We start from the raw sequence: 15,143 nt of genomic DNA, 5'->3' as shown, positions 1-15,143 counted from the left end.
TTTCCGCGCGGGCTCTTTGTATTCTGGATGGACACCGTGATTGATGTTTGGTGAATTGCTGGGCCCGCATTACCTGAAATGGCTGTTCGATGGCTTTCTCCTCACCCTGGCCCTGTCCGCCGTGGTCTGCCTGGTGGCCACCGGGCTCGGCTTCCTGGTCTGCCTCGCGCGCCTGGGCAGCTCGCGCCTGGCGTCCTGGCCGGCACGGGCCTACCTGGCGTTGTTTCGTAACACGCCGCTGCTGGTGCAATTGTTCTTCTGGTATTTCGGCCTCAGTGCCCTGCTGCCCGAAGGACTGGTGAGCTGGCTGAACACGCCCCATGAAGTCAGCCTGGCCGGCATTGAAATCAGCTGGCCGTCCTTTGAATTCATCGCCGGTTTCTGGGGGCTGACGCTGTATACCTCGGCCTTTATCGCCGAAGAATTTCGCGCCGGTGTCGCCTCGGTGCGCCCGCAGCAACGCGAGGCCGGCGTGGCCATGGGCTTTCGGCCGGCACAGGTGTGGCGTTATATCGTCCTGCCCCAAGCCTTGCGCACCGCCCTCGGGCCGCTGCTGGGGCAATACATGAATGCGTTGAAGAACTCCTCGCTGACCATGGCCATCGGCCTCGCCGAGCTGTCCTACGCCTCGCGCCAGGTGGAGACCGAAACCTTCAAGACCTTCCAGGCCTTCGGCTTCGCCACCCTGCTCTACATCTTCAGCATTGCGCTGCTCGAAGCGGCCGGCCAATGGATCCGCCAGACCAAACGTTATCGCCAGGGAGCCGCATGACATGGACTTTTCCGTTATCAGCGACAACCTCGAGTACTTCCTGATCGGCGCCTACCCCGACGGTCCCTTGGGCGGCGCGGCCCTGACCCTGGTGCTGAGCGTACTGTCCGGAGTATCCGCCGCCCTCCTGGGCCTGGTACTGGGCATAGCCTTGAGCAGCCTGAAGGGCTGGCCACGGGGAATATTGATCACGGTGCTGGGTTTCCTGCGGGCGATCCCGGTACTGATGTTGATCTTCTGGAGCTACTTCCTGCTGCCGATCATCTTCCACGTGGATATCCCGGCGCTGTTCACCGTGGTCTGCGCCCTGTCGCTGATCGGCGGCGCCTACCTGGCGTACTCGGTCCATGCCGGTATCCAGAGCCTGCCGGACGGCCAATGGGCAGCGGCCCGCGCGCTGGGCATGCGACCCGTCCAGGTCATGCGCCTGATCATCCTGCCGCAAGCCTTGCCGATCATGCTGCCGTCGTTCCTCAACCAGTGGATCTCGCTGATCAAGGACACCTCCCTGGCCTATGTGATCGGTGTCGGCGAACTGTCCTTCGTGGCGACCCAGGTCAGCAACCGGGTGATGGTCCACCCTACGGAGATCTTCCTGTTCGTGGCGCTGGTCTACTTTGTGTTCTGCTCCAGTCTCGACTTGCTGGCCAATTTCGCGAGCAGAAAGCAGACGGTGAAGCACGCCTGATCTGGCAACCCGGGGACTTAGTCAGTCCCCAGAAACTGCGTCAGCGATGCTCCCAGCGCATCGAACACCAAGGCAATACGCTGAACCCGGCGCATGTCCTGGTGCATGGCGATCCAGACATCCACGGAAAATTCCACCTGTCCGGGCAGTACGCGTATCAGTCCGTGACGTCGGGCCAGTTGGCTGGAACAGACGCCGATCCCCAACCCCGCGCGCAACGCCGCCAGTTGTGCGAGGTGATCATCGGTACGAATCAGCGTGCGCTGCGCCGTGCAGTCGAAGCCGCGCTCGCGCAGAAACTGCAGTTCCACCAGATTGCGGTCAGGCCCGATCAGCGGATAGTCATCCAACTGCGCAACGGTATCCGGCGCGCCCTGCTCCGCCAGGAGTTCAGGGGTGGCATACAGGCCGATTTGCAGATCACCGACCTTGCGCGTGACCACCGCCGCTTCGGTCGGCCGACGGATACGCACCGCCACATCGGCCTCCTGCCGGGCCAGCGCCTGCAGACGGTTCGACACACTGAGCTCGACAGCCAGTTGCGGGTAGGTCTGGCGTAGCGTGCGCAACATGGGCGGCAATAGCTCGACCCCGAGCAGTTTGCTGCTGGTCAGGCGCACCGTGCCGCCCGACAATTGCGCATCCGCCGACGCCGCTCGATTGAACGCGTTAGCCGCCATGGCCATGGCTTCGACATGGCTGATCAGGTCCTTGGCCATCTCCGTCGGCAGCAGACCCGCTGGTGAGCGGATAAACAGGCTGACGCCCACGCTCTGCTCCAACGCCTCGATCCGCCTACGCGCGGTGGCCTGCGCGATGCCCAGCAAACGAGCCGCCCCCGATAGACTGCCGGTGCGCAATACCGCCAGAAAGGCACGCTGGGTTTCCCACTGTAGCTGAGGCGCGTTCATACATTTCCTGTGAGCCGCTGGGCAATTTTGGCTAATTTTCTTTCGTGAGGCGCGGCCTCATGCTGGTCAAGCATATCCCACGGACACCCCGCTTCGTCCGCCACCTCTACCCTTGAAGGAGTTTTACCCATGCCACTCACTGACCAATGCCGCTGTCGCGCCATGAACTACACCCAGGCTGATCCTGCCGGACGGGCTGCCCACCTGGCCACAGGGCCAGACGCCAGTAGCGTTCGCTAAAGTGTCAAGAGGAAAGGAGGTAGTGATGAGTCACCCAGTATTCGCCTACGGCAGTTGTCGCTGTGGCCAGGTCGTTTTTGAACTGCGCGCCCCACCGATCATCACCACGGCCTGCCATTGCACCGGCTGCCAGAAAATGTCGGCCAGTGCGTTCTCCCTCAGTGCGCTAGTGCCGAACGAGCAGTTCGTGATCACCCAAGGCGAGCCGGTGATCGGCGGCTTGCACGGGATAACGCGACACTACTTCTGCCCTCATTGCCTGAGCTGGTTGTTTACCCGCCCAGCGGGCAACGAAGCGATCGTCGGTGTCCGCTCCAGTCTGCTGGATAACCCACGACAATTCGCTCCGTTCATTGAAACCTGGACTCGTGAAAAGCTGCCTTGGGTCACCACCGGGGCCGTGCATGGCTTCGAGGCGTTCCCCGAATCACAGGACTTTATAACGCTGGCGCAGCAGTATGCGCAGCGGCATCAGGCATAAGGATTCAAGCAAGGCGCTGTTCAACCAGCAATACCAGCGCGATGAGCGACTGTCCGTGCTGCCCAATGTGCAGCGTCTCAGCTCAACTCTCGTGATGAAGCAAGTCATTCAGGATCGAGCACTCGCGCTGTGATATCAGCGCCTGTCCGCTACACTTCTCGGCAAGACAAAACGCCCTTGAATCACACTCAAAAAGATTAAATAACACAACAAAAACACCCAAAAAGATGATTTCACTTTAGTAAAAGAAACATAAGCTATACAAAGCCATTTCAACCACATGGATGTGTTGTTCATGCTCACAAAAACGACTTCAGCTTTCAGCGCCAAGTGGGCGGATACCAAGCTCAAGATCAGTCATGTGATTCTCTTTGTGACAGCGGTGTGCATCTCATTGATCGGCATCAGCCTCTGGGGAATCTCCAACTCCCTGGGGTATCACCTGCATGAAAAAGAGATCGAGATGTCAAACCTCTCGAAGGCCTTGTCGTCCAGCATAGCCGCCACCCTCACCCAAGCCGATACCGCGATACTCGGTGTCCAGGAACGGATCAACGTTGAAGGCACTGGGCCGGAGGAGCTGAAAAATCTGGAGATCATATTAAAAGCTCAACAAAAACGCCTACCACAAATCTATGGCTTTTCCATTTACGACGAACAAGGACGTTGGTTATTAAACTCAAACGATAGAAACCAATCCAACTTGAACAACTCGGACCGCGACTATTTCATCTACCATCGCGACCATGCCGGTTCCACTCCATTCCTGGGCCCTCCGATCCGCAGCCGCCTGACAAACGAATGGGTCATCACCCTATCGCGCAGGATCGATCATCCTGACGGCAGCTTTGCAGGCGTGGCAATAGCCACTGTCTATCTCAAATACTTCCTCAACCTCTACGACAGCATCGACATGGGCAAGAATGGCATCATCAATCTCACCTCCTCGGCAGGGCAGATCATCGTGCGTCACCCCTTTCACGACACTGAGGTGGGTACGGACATTTCAAGCGGGGAGGTATTCGCCTTATTGACGCCGGGTGTCGCCTCGGGCACCGCAACAATAAGGTCATTTATTGACAATGTCGTCCGCATCATCAGTTTTCACCGCGTCGATGGCTATCCCCTGGTGGTCATCGCGGCTTTTGAAAAAGATGAAATATTGACGGACTGGCGTCGAGAGTCCCTTGCCAGTTTTATCATATCGTCCATATTGCTGCTTATTCTCGGCCTGCTGGGCTATCGCCTGATAAAAATCATGAGCCAGCAGATTCAAGCACAAAAAGAACTGCAATATTCCGAAAGAGCCTACATCGAGGCGAACAAGGCGCTCGGCCAACTGGCACTCGAAGATGGCTTGACCGGGCTCTCGAATCGCCGCAAGTTCGACCTGTTTATCGACTCGGAAATAAGTAAAGCCAAGCGCAAACCCGATGACCTCGCCCTCATCCTGATCGATATCGATCTGTTCAAGAAGTACAACGACCATTACGGCCACGTACAAGGCGATGAATGCCTGAAATCCGTGAGCACCCTGATCAAGAAAAATATCACTCGGGAACATGATCTTGCGGCCAGGTATGGCGGAGAGGAATTTGCCATCGTCCTCCCTGGTACCGATTATGTCGGCGCTTTTATCATCGCCGAGAAAATCCGAACAGACGTGGAGCGCAGTGCCATTCAACACTGTGAATCACCGGCCAAGGTCGTCACCATCAGCATTGGCATCAGTGCCTTGTCCGGATCAAAGGCCGACACCCCCGAGCAGTTGATCGATATCGCTGACAAAGCCCTGTACGTCGCAAAATCCAATGGCCGAAACCGGACGGTTATTTCCAACAATCTGTCCAGCGCCCTGGCCTGATGGGCTTCATCGGCGGCACGCTGCCAGCACTGCAGCTTGACTCAGCCCTGCCAGCCCAACCCCAAGGCCTTGTGCAACGAAGCAAAATCCTTCAGCAATTCACTGTCCCCGCTCACTCGATTCTGCTCGGCATCAAAGCGCGTGCGCTCGGCATTCAGCCAGTCCAGGGTGCTGGCGGTACCGGCGTCGTAGCGTTCTCGGGTCAAGCTCGCCGCGCGGGCCGATGAGGCTTCGATATCACGGAGCAGGACCACGTTTTCACGCTGGTGGCCGTAGCGCGCCAGGGCGGTATCCGCGTCGCGCAACGCGCCGAGGACCACGCCACGGTAATGGGCCCGGGCTTCGTCGACGCCGCCTTCGGCGCTGTCGACATCGGCTGCTACACGACCGAAGTCCAGGGCGTTCCAGGTCAGGCGCGGGACCAGCAACCAGGTGGCGTTGTCCGTACGCACCAGATGCGAAGGCGCCGCGGCACTGAAGCTGAGGTCCCCCGTCAGGGACAATTTGGGAAACCAGTCGGCCTTTTTCTCGCCGACCTGCGCGGTGCTGGAGGCCAGTTGACGTTCGGCGGCACGAATGTCCGGGCGGGATTTGATCAGCGCCGCCGGGTCAGCGATCGGCACACTGGCGGGGACACTCGGCAACGCACCCGGTTGACCGAGCCGGCCGTCCAGTTCGCCCGGTTCCAGATCACAGAGCACCGCCAGTTGATCCAGCGACTCGATAATCTGCGCCTGCAACGGCAGGCGCTGCGCACGGGTGGTCTGCCATTGGGTGGTGACTTGTTCCAACTGCAATTGCGAAGCCACGCCACGGCTGCGACGCTGCCGGGTCAGATCGACCACCTGGGCTTCCAGGCCCGCCGAGGCATCGACCAGGGCCAGGCGGGTTTGCTGGTCACGCAAACCGACATAGGTCTGCACGACTTCGGCGGCCAGTTGCACCTGGGCATCGGCCAGGCTCTCGGCCGAGGCATCGGCACTGGCAGAAGCGGCCTCGATGGCGCGACGTGTACCGCCAAACATATCGACTTCCCAGCTGGCATCGAAGTCCGTCAGATACAGCGACAGCGGCCCGCGACCACCACTGCTCTGCTGCCCCGTCAGGCTGGAAAGGTCGGGAGAGCGCATACGAATCGCCGTGGCATTGGCACTCATCTTGGGCAGCTCGGCGGCCTGCTGGCCGTGCAGCCCGGCCCGCGCCTGGCGCAAGCGCGCCTGGGCCACGCGAATATCCGAGCTGTCGTTGAGGGCGGTTTCCACCAGGCTGTCGAGTTGTGCATCCCCCAGCTCACGCCACCAGTGGGCAACCGCCGGGGTGCTGACGGCAACCGGGTCCGCGTGGGCGAAACGTCCCGCGGCCACGGTTTTCTCGGCAACCGCGGGCGCGCCGTGGTAATCGGGGCCGACGGTGCAACCGGCGAGCAGGCCCACGATCAGGGCCGAAATCAAGGTTCTATCGATCATCGTGCAGGGCTCAGCGCAAGGGTCGGTTTCTTGAGTAAGAGGGCCAGGGGAATACACAGGGCCAAGGCAATACCCAGCAGGTAGAAACAATCGGTGAAGGTCATGACCGACGCCTGCAAGGCGATGTCGCGACTCAACTGGCCGACCGTCTGCAATTGCGCCAGGGCTTGGTCACCGCCCTGGCTCATGAAGGACGCCGTCTGCGCCGCCATATGGTCCTGGCCCAAGGTGCTGTTGGCCGTCAGCGATTCGCGAATCATCGCGTCGTGGTAGCTGCTGCGCCGATCGATCAGCACCCCGGTCAGGGCCAGCCCGATGGAGCCGCCGATATTGCGCGACATGTTGTAGAGCCCCGCCGCCTCGCCTTTTTCGTGGGGCAGGACAGCCGCCATGGTGATCTGGTTGAGCGGCATCATCGCCAGGATCTGGGCGAACCCGCGCACCAGCTGCGAGGCGTCGAAATCATGGCCAACACTATCGACCGTCAGGTTCAGGCTCATCATGCAACTGATCACGAACAGCACCAGTCCGGTGCCCACCAGCCAACGGCTGTCATAGCGCTGCATCAGCCGCGGCAGGATCGGCATCATCATGAACGCCGGTACGCCGGAGAGCAGCATGATTGCCCCGGATTGCTGGGCGTTGTAACCGGCAATGCTGTTGAGAAACTGCGGCAGCAGGTAGGAAATCCCATAGATGGCCGCCCCCACCGTCGACACGATCAGAATCACGCTGGCGTAGCGCGGGTTACGCATCAGGCTGAGCTTGATGATGGGCTGGCGGGCCGTGAACTGGCCGATGGCGATCAGGATAAAACCCAGCAACATCAGCAGGCTCAGACCGACAATCAGCGAGGACTCGAACCAGTGTTCACGCTGGCCCTCTTCCAGGATCACCGTCAGCGAGCTCAAACCCAGGGCCAGGCCAAGGATGCCGATCCAGTCCGCCTTGATGAACTGTTGAAGGTCGGCTTTTTCCGGGCGGATGCCGGTCCAGAGCAAGGCGATCAGCGCCAGGCTGATGGGCAGGTTGAGAAAAAAGCACCAGCGCCAACTGGCGTTCTCGGTCAACCAGCCGCCCAGTACCGGCCCCATCAAGGGCCCGAGCAAAACGGTCAGGCCAAACATCGACATGCCGATTGCCATCTGGTGCCGGGGCAAGCGGGTGCCGATGATGGTCTGTGCCGTGGGGATCATCGCGCCACCGGCAAAGCCCTGGCCGACGCGCGCCAGGATCATGCCCGTGAGGCTGCTGGACATGCCGCAGAAAAACGAAAACAGCGTGAAAGCCATTGCTGTGCCCATCAGAAACCGGCGCAAGCCGAAGACCCGGGTCAGCCAGGCCGCCAGCGGGATCATGACGATCTCCGACATCAGGTAGCCGGTGGCGATCCAGGTGCCTTCCGTGCCCGAGGCGCCGATCTGCCCCTGGATCTGCGGTAAGGCCGAGTTGGTGATGGAGATGTCCAGCGTGGCCAGCAAGGCACCGAGGGAACCGGCCGCGACCGCGATCCAGTCGGTCACCGAGGCATTGGCCTCCTGCGGCGCGCCCTGCGTGGTGGCGACCGTCGCGGCGTTAGCCATGGTGGCGGGTGTCCACGTCGACGGTCACCGACAGGCCCGGCATCAGCACCGCGCGCGCCGACTCGGGTACATCCAGCTGGATACGCACGGGGACCCGTTGGACGATCTTGGTGAAGTTGCCGGTGGCGTTCTGCGCCGGCAACAGCGCGAACTGCGAACCGGTGCCGGGCGAGAGGCTGTCGATATGCCCGCTCAGATCTTCACTGCCCAACGCGTCAACGTGCACCGTGACCGCCTGGCCGGGTTGCATATGGTGAATCTGGGTTTCCTTGAAGTTGGCCGTCAGGTACAGCGCCTGCACCGGCACCACGGTCAGCAGGCGTGTACCGGGCTGGGTGAACTGGCCGACCCGTACACTGCGATCGGCCACCCGGCCGGCCAGGGTGCTGATCACCGTGGTGTCGTCCAGGTCCAGCTGCGACTGCCGGGCACTGGCCTGGGCCACCGCCAGTTGTGCCTGGGCCTGCTGCAATTGCGCCTTGAGCGTGCCGATGCGGGTTTCGGCCGCGCGCAACGAGGCTTGATGCGCGGTCAGGCCGGTGCTGGCCTGGGCCAGTTGATTGTTGAGGTCGGCCAGATGCTCTTCCGTCTCGGCGCCGGAACGGGCCAGTGGCGCGTAGCGTTTGACCTGGGTCTGGGCGTGCCGCAGGTCGGCGTTGGCGCCGTCCAGTTGGGCGCGAACCTGGGCAATACTGGCCCCCTGCTCCACCAGCTCGGCTTCGGCCCGGGCCACATCGGCCTGGTGCGAGATCACGGTGGCCTGGGCTTCGTCCAGCGCCGCCTGATACTTGCGCGGGTCCAGGCGCACCAGCGGCTGGCCGATACTCACGGTTTCGTTGTCACTGACCAGCACTTGCGCGACATACCCACCGACCTTGGGCGCCACGGTCATGCTGTCGGCTTGCAGGTAAGCGTCATCGGTGCTTTCAATAAAACGCCCGCTGAACCACCAGTGCGCGCCCCAGCCGATCAGCGCCAGCAGCGCGACAACGCCGACCCCGATCAAGGCTCGTGGCGGCTTGTTGCGGCGCTCGGAAAGATTGCTGTCAGCCACGGGCTCAAGGCGACCGTGTTGACCGATAGGCTGATCGACGGACATGCCGCACTCCAAAATATTCCAGTTGGTAAAAAATGCGGCGATGGCGAATTTATGTCAAGTGATATAATTTGTCCGGGCATTCTTTTTCCAGGCTTACCCATGGCACGACATCGACCAGCAAATGAAGGCGGCTACCAGCGCGGGGAAGAAACGCGCCTGCGGATTATCGAAGCCGCCGTGGACCAGTTCGCCACCCATGGTTTCGAAAGCGCCTCGACACGTCAGATCGCAGCCGCTGCCGGGGTCAATGCGCCGGCGCTGCAATACTATTTCGACAACAAGGAAGGGGTTTACCTGGCGTGCGTCGAGCACATCCTCGCGCAGATCTGGGTGCAATTGACGGACGTGGTTTCGGCTGCCGAAGAGGCGCTGGACGATCCCCACGCCGATGACCAGACATTGACCGAGCGCTACCTGGAAATTCTCGGCGTCTTCCTGTCGTTCATTCTCGAGACGCCGCAATCCGCCGACTGGCGTCGCTTCATGGCTTGCGAGCAAGCCGGCCTGGGCCCACCGTCCGCTGCGACGCTGATGGAACAGGGCCTCAATAAACGTCTGTCCCACGTCACCCGCAGCATCGTCGGGCGCCTGAGCGGACTGCCCGCCGATGACGAAATCACGATCATCCGGGCGATGGCGTTCAACAGCCAGGGCACATTGTTTCGCGTGAAGCGCGCGCCCATTTTGCGGGCCCTGGGCTGGGACACCATCGACCAGCAACGCATGGAAACCGTGCGCAACGTGATGCTGTCACAGAATCGCCTGACGCTGCTGGCGCTGGTCAGTGAGCGCGACGCGGCAGGCGCGGAAACGGCGCAGTGATGCCTTTAACGAGCCTGGAGGCCAAACGCGGTTGCCAGGCTCTTCGCGCCTTTCGGCGTCAGATTCAGGGCCCTGGAGTCGAGATGGCGGTTCACCCAGCCGCGCTTGAGCAGCAGGTCCAGAAGGGCTGCGCCCAACGCACCGCCGATATGCGGTGAGCGCTCGCTCCAGTCCATGCAGGGATAAGCCAGGCGCCGGCGCTGGCGCGATACGGCTTCGATATCGATACCCAAGCGCGCCAACGAAGCGCTGCCCGTTTCCGTGAGGACATAGTCCTTGCCCTGCTCTTCGATCCAGCTCGCCTGCAACAAGGCGTCATGCAGTTTGACCGCGACTTCCCCGGCGATATGGTCATAACAGGTCCTGGCCCGCTTCAAGGCCGAAGGCGTGCTGGGCTGAAACGGCGTCATGCGCCGATCAGTCAGCGATAACAAGGCCTCCAGCGCATGTGCCACCTGGGGATTGGCCAATCGGTAATAGCGATGCCGACCCTGGACCAGCATCTCCACCAGCCCCTGCTCACGCAAACGCAAAAAATGGCCGCTGGCGGTGGACGCGCCGATATCGGCCACGGCGGCCAATTCCGTGGCCGTGCGCGCGTGCCCATCCAGCAAGCTGCAAAGCATCCGCGAGCGGGCCGGATCGGCAATCGCACCGGCCACCGCCGCCAGGGAAAGATCAGCCGCTTCGACATCCATAGTTCACTCCCTCGCGAAGTATCGCGGTTTTTTCATCATCATACTGATGCCAAACCACTTGAAGGGATTCACCCATGCAGCAATCGAATTTTTTTGGCCGAAAGGTCGTGGCGGCGACCTTTGTGATGGCGGTATTCGGCTGGGGGATCGGCTTCTACGGTCCGCCGATCTTTCTCTACGCGGTGATTCAGCGAACCGGCTGGTCGCTGCCCTTGTGCTCGGCCGCCGTCACCCTGCACTTTCTCGCGGGCACCCTGGTGGTGGTGAACCTGCCCGTCTTGTACAAGCGCCTGGGCCTGCCCCGCACCACTGTGCTCGGATCGATCCTGCTCGGCATCGGCGTTTATGGATGGTCGGTAGCCGATCAACCCTACCAATTGTTCCTGGCCGCACTGCTCAGTGGATTGGGCTGGGTGAGCATGGGCGCCGCCGCCGTCAACGCGCTGATCGCCCCATGGTTTATGGCCAAGCGTCCGGCGGCCCTGGCAATGGCCTACAACGGCGCCAGTATCGGCGGGGTGATCTTTTCATCCGCGTGGGTGTTCCTGATCGACCGGATCGGCTTCACCCAGGCCGCGCTAGGGGTTGGCCTGGTGTCGATAACGACGATTGCCGTGCTGTCGATCAAGGTCTTCAAGGTTCGACCTGAAGACCTCGGGCAATATGCCGATGGGGCGGATCAGCCACCTGAGCAGCCGACCGTCTCCCCGGGTAGCAAGGCAACCTCGCTATGGTGCAATCGTCGATTCGTGACATTGGCGGCCGCCATGTCCCTGGGATTGTTCGCCCAGATCGGGCTGATTACCCACTTGTTCCTGCTGTTGGTCGATCACGTCACAGAGGCAAAGGCCGGCCTGGCGATGGGCCTGGCAACGGCAAGCGCCATCGCCGGCCGGTTTCTGGTCGGTTGGCTGATGCCACCCAATGCCAACCGGCGCACCGTTGCCTGCCTGAGCTATGGCTGCCAGTTGCTCGGCTGCCTGGTCATGACCGGATTAGGCAGCTTCCCCGATCTGCTGTGGCTGGGGGTCATCCTGTTTGGCGCGGGGATCGGCAACGCCACCTCCTTGCCGCCGCTGATTGCCCAAGCGGAATTCCCGCGCCAGCAAACACAGCGCGTGGTGACGCTGATCGTCGCTACCGCCCAAGGCTGCTATGCCTTTGCGCCGGCGCTCTTTGGCGCCGTTAAATCACTGGTCGGCGGGTCCCATGGCGAACTCCTGCTGCTGGGGCTGGCGGCCGGAATCCAGGGCCTGGCGATACTGGCTCTAGTAGTGGGTAACCAGCATTCGGCTCAAAAAATTCCGGAATTCAGCCGGCCCTCACGCTGACGGCGGCTTTGACCGGGTCTACTTGCTGCAAGCCGCCGAAGTGTTGAGCGCCATGGCCGTTGTCGTCCTCTTCGTGGCGGTTACCGCTCGCCGGTTTCATCAAGAAAGAAACCACGCTGTGCTAGTTTTTCCAACACTTGCCAGCCGCACTGGTTTCACTTATCAAGCGTTGAGATAGAGCATGTCACGAGTTTTTCCCGGCACTGCAGCATGGGCCTTCGGTATCGTCGCAGCACTGGTCAGCACGCTCTCGAGTGCCACCACCTCACCTCAAATCATGAGCCTCTGCCAACCCGTCGCCACCAGCCCATCCGCCAAGCATCTGCTGGCTGCCGCACAAGGGCATCTCGGCGATGGCACCCACGCCCAGCCCCATCTGCATACGGAGGGCACCCTGCCGAACCAGGGCATTCGCGAGCAGAGCATCGCGGCGGAAAAGGATTGGCCGGTACTGCGCCAGGCAGCACTGGCCTGGCGCCTGGGCGCCGATCCGCGCTATCTGCAACAGGTCGACGAGGGGCTTGCCGCCTGGACCCGCACCTATCAGCCGGACTTCAACCCGATTGACGAGACCAATCTCGATCAACTGATCGATACCTATACCCTCACCGCCAACGCACTCAGCCCGCAAACGCGGGCCGCCAGCCAGGCTTTCCTGCGCGAACTCGGAAACGGCTACATCGCGCAAATCCGGCAGTTCCACGGTTCGAAGGGCGGTAAGGAGATCAACAACTGGCAGAGCCATCGCGTCAAGCTGGTGACAATGGCCGCCGCCGCACTGGCTGATCACGCCATGCTCGAACAGGCCTTCCAGCTGTTCCAGCAACAGGTCGCGGACAACCTCTTGCCGGATGGCTCGGTGTTCGACTTCAGGGAACGCGATGCGCTGCACTATGTCGTCTATGACCTGGAGCCAATGGTTCAAGCGGCCCTGGCGGCCAAGCCCTACGGTGGCAACTGGCTGACTTACACCGCCCCCACCGGTTCCTCCCTGGTCCGTTCGCTCGATTGGCTGGTGCCCTATGCCAACGGTCAACGCAGCCATCAGGAGTTCGTGCATACCCGCGTGAAGTTTGACCGCGACCGTGCCAACGTCGGAGAGGCCGGGTACAGCGGCACCTGGGAGCCGAAAAGCAGCAACAAACTCTACTGGCTCGCCGCGCAACTGGATGCCCGTTACTTGCCCCTGGCCCGGCAACTGTCACCAAACCCTCAGGACTGGATCGGGGCCTGTTACCTGAAATAGGCACGGGTAATATTTTCTTCAAGGAAAGAGAGGAACTCAGCCTCCAACGCTGGGGGACGCCTGCTCAAGCAGCCAGTCACGGAACGCCTGGATCTTTGCCAACCCCTCCATCTCGGGTCGATAGACGATGTAGTAGGCAAACACCAATGGATGACTGGCTTCGCCAAAGGGGCGGATCAGCCGACCCGCCGCCAGGTCATCGCGTAACATCACGCTGCGCCCCAGGGCCAGGCCCTGGCCATCGATGGCCGCTTGCAGCACGGCCGCCGAGTTGTTGATGCGCAGCCCGTGTTCCGCCTGGATATCGCCGTATCCCGAAATATCGAGCCAGGTCCGCCACGTCGGGTAGGCCGGATCGCCGGCCATCGACAAATCATGGATCAGTGTCGCCTCGGCCAGGCGCTTGCCCGGTAATCGCCCGGCCTTGAGCAATGGATAGCTGGGCGCGCACACCGGGTACATTTCCTCGTCCATCAATTTGATCGCGGTCAATCCCGGCCAACGTCCCGCACCATAACGCACGCCGATATCCATGCCTTCGGCAATGAAATCCACGGGCCTGAGATTGGTGTCCAACAGCACATCGGTCTGCGGATAGGCCAGTTGGAAACGCTCGATCCGTGGCAACAGCCACTTGGCGGCAAACGCCGGGCTCACCGTTACGGTCAGCCCGGTGCTGAGCCTCCCCTCCTTCAAGCGCGCCAGCCCAACGCTCAGGCGCTCAAAGCCGTCACGAATATCCGGCAGCGCCTTGCGCGCGACATCGGTCAGCACCAGCCGCGTCGAACCACTAGAAGCACGATTGAACAGGGCAATCCCCAGCCACGCCTCCAGCGTGCGCACCTGCTGGCCCACGGCCGCGGAAGTGACATGAAGCTCTGCGGCCGCGGCCGAAAAGCTCTGGTGCCGGGCAGCCGCTTCGAATGCGCGAAGCGCGTTGAGATAGGTTGGTGCGGTCATCTGCTAAAGATTTTCTTTAATGAATGAAAAAAACTTCTGATTTGTGAGCCCTGCTGGCAAGGCGAAGAATAGCACCCAAGCCGAAGCACTACAGCAACGAAGACCCAGCGTAGAACGGTTCAGGTTATTTCACTCACCCAGCACAGGGCAAAAACATGAAAAGATTTTCTTCCAAGGTCGCCATCGTCACCGGCGGCGGTTCAGGCATCGGCAAGGAAGTGGCGCAACGCCTGGTGGCCGAAGGCGCCAGCGTGGTGATCAGCGGCCGTGACGAGGCGAAACTGGAAAAAGCCGCCGTGCAGATCGACCCCACCGGCAAGCAAGTGCGTTTCCTCGCGGCCGATATCGCCAAGCCCGCCACGGCTCAGGCCCTGGTCGAGCTGGCCAGCGCCGAGTTCGGCGGCGTGGATATTCTGATCAACAACGCGGGTGTGTTTAACCCCAAACCTTTCCTCGAGCTGGACGAGCAGGAATACGACGGCTTCGTCGATATCATCCTCAAGGGCAAATTCTTCATGGCCCAGGCGGCCGCCAAAGCCATGCAGCAACGTGGCGGCGGCGCCATCGTGCAGACCGGCTCCCTGTGGGCCCTGCAAGCCATTGGCGCGACGCCGTCGGCGGCCTACTCGGCAGCCAATGCCGGCGTCCATGCCCTGACCCGCAACCTGGCCATCGAGCTGGCGTCGTCGAATATCCGCATCAACACCGTCGCCCCCGCCGTGGTCGAAACGCCGGTGTACAACACCTTCATGGACAGCGAACAAGTCAAGGCCGTGTTACCGACCTTCAACGCCTTCCACCCGCTGGGGCGCAACGGTCAGCCTGGCGATGTGGCCGAGGCCATCCTGTTCATGGCTTCGGAACAGGCGTCGTGGATTACCGGCACCGTATTGCCCGTCGATGGTGGCGTCACTGCCGGCCGTATCTGAGCCATGGGAGAAAACATGCTGGATTGGAATGCAGCGTTCGAACAAAACTGACG

At 61.3% G+C, this 15,143-nt stretch carries 14 protein-coding genes and 1 pseudogene; 9 read left to right on the top strand and 6 right to left on the bottom strand.

The window, feature by feature from the left end:
* Positions 1-43 precede the first annotated feature (43 nt).
* Positions 44-772: an amino acid ABC transporter permease gene (locus M5B42_RS11110; protein WP_248745840.1), complete on the top strand. Its 729-nt coding sequence runs from the start codon at positions 44-46 to the stop codon at positions 770-772.
* Position 773: 1 nt separating this feature from the next.
* Entirely contained in the window at positions 774-1,460 is a 687-nt protein-coding gene (locus M5B42_RS11105) for an amino acid ABC transporter permease (RefSeq protein WP_248745839.1), read from the top strand.
* A gap of 17 nt (positions 1,461-1,477) precedes the next feature.
* Here the strand turns inward: M5B42_RS11105 and M5B42_RS11100 are convergent, their stop codons facing one another.
* A complete protein-coding gene (locus tag M5B42_RS11100) occupies positions 1,478-2,371 on the bottom strand; it encodes a LysR family transcriptional regulator (RefSeq protein ID WP_248745838.1) in 894 nt (297 codons plus the stop codon).
* A 265-nt stretch (positions 2,372-2,636) separates the two neighbouring features.
* Between M5B42_RS11100 and M5B42_RS11095 the strand changes: the two genes are divergently transcribed.
* From M5B42_RS11095 to M5B42_RS11085, 3 genes and pseudogenes are all read left to right on the top strand, one after another.
* Positions 2,637-3,092: a GFA family protein gene (locus tag M5B42_RS11095; protein ID WP_248745837.1), complete on the top strand. Its 456-nt coding sequence runs from the start codon at positions 2,637-2,639 to the stop codon at positions 3,090-3,092.
* Positions 3,093-3,132: 40 nt separating this feature from the next.
* Positions 3,133-3,225 (top strand): annotated as a pseudogene (locus tag M5B42_RS11090) (AsnC family transcriptional regulator); the annotation flags it as partial.
* Positions 3,226-3,387: 162 nt separating this feature from the next.
* A complete protein-coding gene (locus M5B42_RS11085) occupies positions 3,388-4,956 on the top strand; it encodes a sensor domain-containing diguanylate cyclase (RefSeq protein ID WP_248745836.1) in 1,569 nt (522 codons plus the stop codon).
* 41 nt (positions 4,957-4,997) lie between these two features.
* On the opposite strand, the gene M5B42_RS11080 is transcribed toward M5B42_RS11085, so the two are convergent.
* From M5B42_RS11080 to M5B42_RS11070, 3 genes are read right to left on the bottom strand one after another with little or no spacing between them, the layout of a single operon-like run.
* Positions 4,998-6,422, bottom strand: coding sequence for an efflux transporter outer membrane subunit (locus M5B42_RS11080; protein ID WP_248745835.1), 1,425 nt, complete (start codon positions 6,420-6,422; stop codon positions 4,998-5,000).
* Positions 6,419-8,005 (bottom strand): DHA2 family efflux MFS transporter permease subunit, encoded by a 1,587-nt coding sequence (locus M5B42_RS11075; RefSeq protein WP_248745834.1) that lies wholly within the window; start codon positions 8,003-8,005, stop codon positions 6,419-6,421. The genes M5B42_RS11080 and M5B42_RS11075 overlap by 4 nt, the downstream gene beginning before the upstream one ends.
* Entirely contained in the window at positions 7,998-9,104 is a 1,107-nt protein-coding gene (locus tag M5B42_RS11070) for an HlyD family secretion protein (RefSeq protein WP_248745833.1), read from the bottom strand. The genes M5B42_RS11075 and M5B42_RS11070 overlap by 8 nt, the downstream gene beginning before the upstream one ends.
* Before the next feature lie 99 nt (positions 9,105-9,203).
* On the opposite strand from M5B42_RS11070, the gene M5B42_RS11065 reads away from it, so the two are divergent.
* Complete coding sequence (locus M5B42_RS11065) at positions 9,204-9,926, top strand: CerR family C-terminal domain-containing protein (RefSeq protein WP_248745832.1); 723 nt, start codon at positions 9,204-9,206, stop codon at positions 9,924-9,926.
* A gap of 5 nt (positions 9,927-9,931) precedes the next feature.
* On the opposite strand, the gene M5B42_RS11060 is transcribed toward M5B42_RS11065, so the two are convergent.
* Entirely contained in the window at positions 9,932-10,624 is a 693-nt protein-coding gene (locus tag M5B42_RS11060) for a helix-turn-helix transcriptional regulator (RefSeq protein WP_248745831.1), read from the bottom strand.
* 74 nt (positions 10,625-10,698) lie between these two features.
* Between M5B42_RS11060 and M5B42_RS11055 the strand changes: the two genes are divergently transcribed.
* Together M5B42_RS11055 and M5B42_RS11050 are read left to right on the top strand one after the other, a co-directional pair.
* Entirely contained in the window at positions 10,699-11,955 is a 1,257-nt protein-coding gene (locus M5B42_RS11055) for an MFS transporter (RefSeq protein ID WP_248745830.1), read from the top strand.
* Positions 11,956-12,136: 181 nt separating this feature from the next.
* A complete protein-coding gene (locus M5B42_RS11050) occupies positions 12,137-13,201 on the top strand; it encodes an alginate lyase family protein (RefSeq protein WP_248745829.1) in 1,065 nt (354 codons plus the stop codon).
* 36 nt (positions 13,202-13,237) lie between these two features.
* On the opposite strand, the gene gcvA is transcribed toward M5B42_RS11050, so the two are convergent.
* Positions 13,238-14,161: a transcriptional regulator GcvA gene (gene gcvA / locus M5B42_RS11045; protein WP_248745828.1), complete on the bottom strand. Its 924-nt coding sequence runs from the start codon at positions 14,159-14,161 to the stop codon at positions 13,238-13,240.
* Positions 14,162-14,316: 155 nt separating this feature from the next.
* Here gcvA and M5B42_RS11040 point away from each other — a divergent pair, with 155 nt between their 5' ends.
* Entirely contained in the window at positions 14,317-15,090 is a 774-nt protein-coding gene (locus M5B42_RS11040; protein WP_248745827.1) for an SDR family NAD(P)-dependent oxidoreductase, read from the top strand.
* Positions 15,091-15,143: the final 53 nt, after the last annotated feature.

This window comes from Pseudomonas sp. MWU12-2037 (assembly GCF_023242345.1).
GTDB lineage: Bacteria > Pseudomonadota > Gammaproteobacteria > Pseudomonadales > Pseudomonadaceae > Aquipseudomonas > Aquipseudomonas gingeri_D.
Note: the sequence above shows the minus strand (reverse complement) of the source record. Positions and strands in the feature narration are given on the sequence as shown.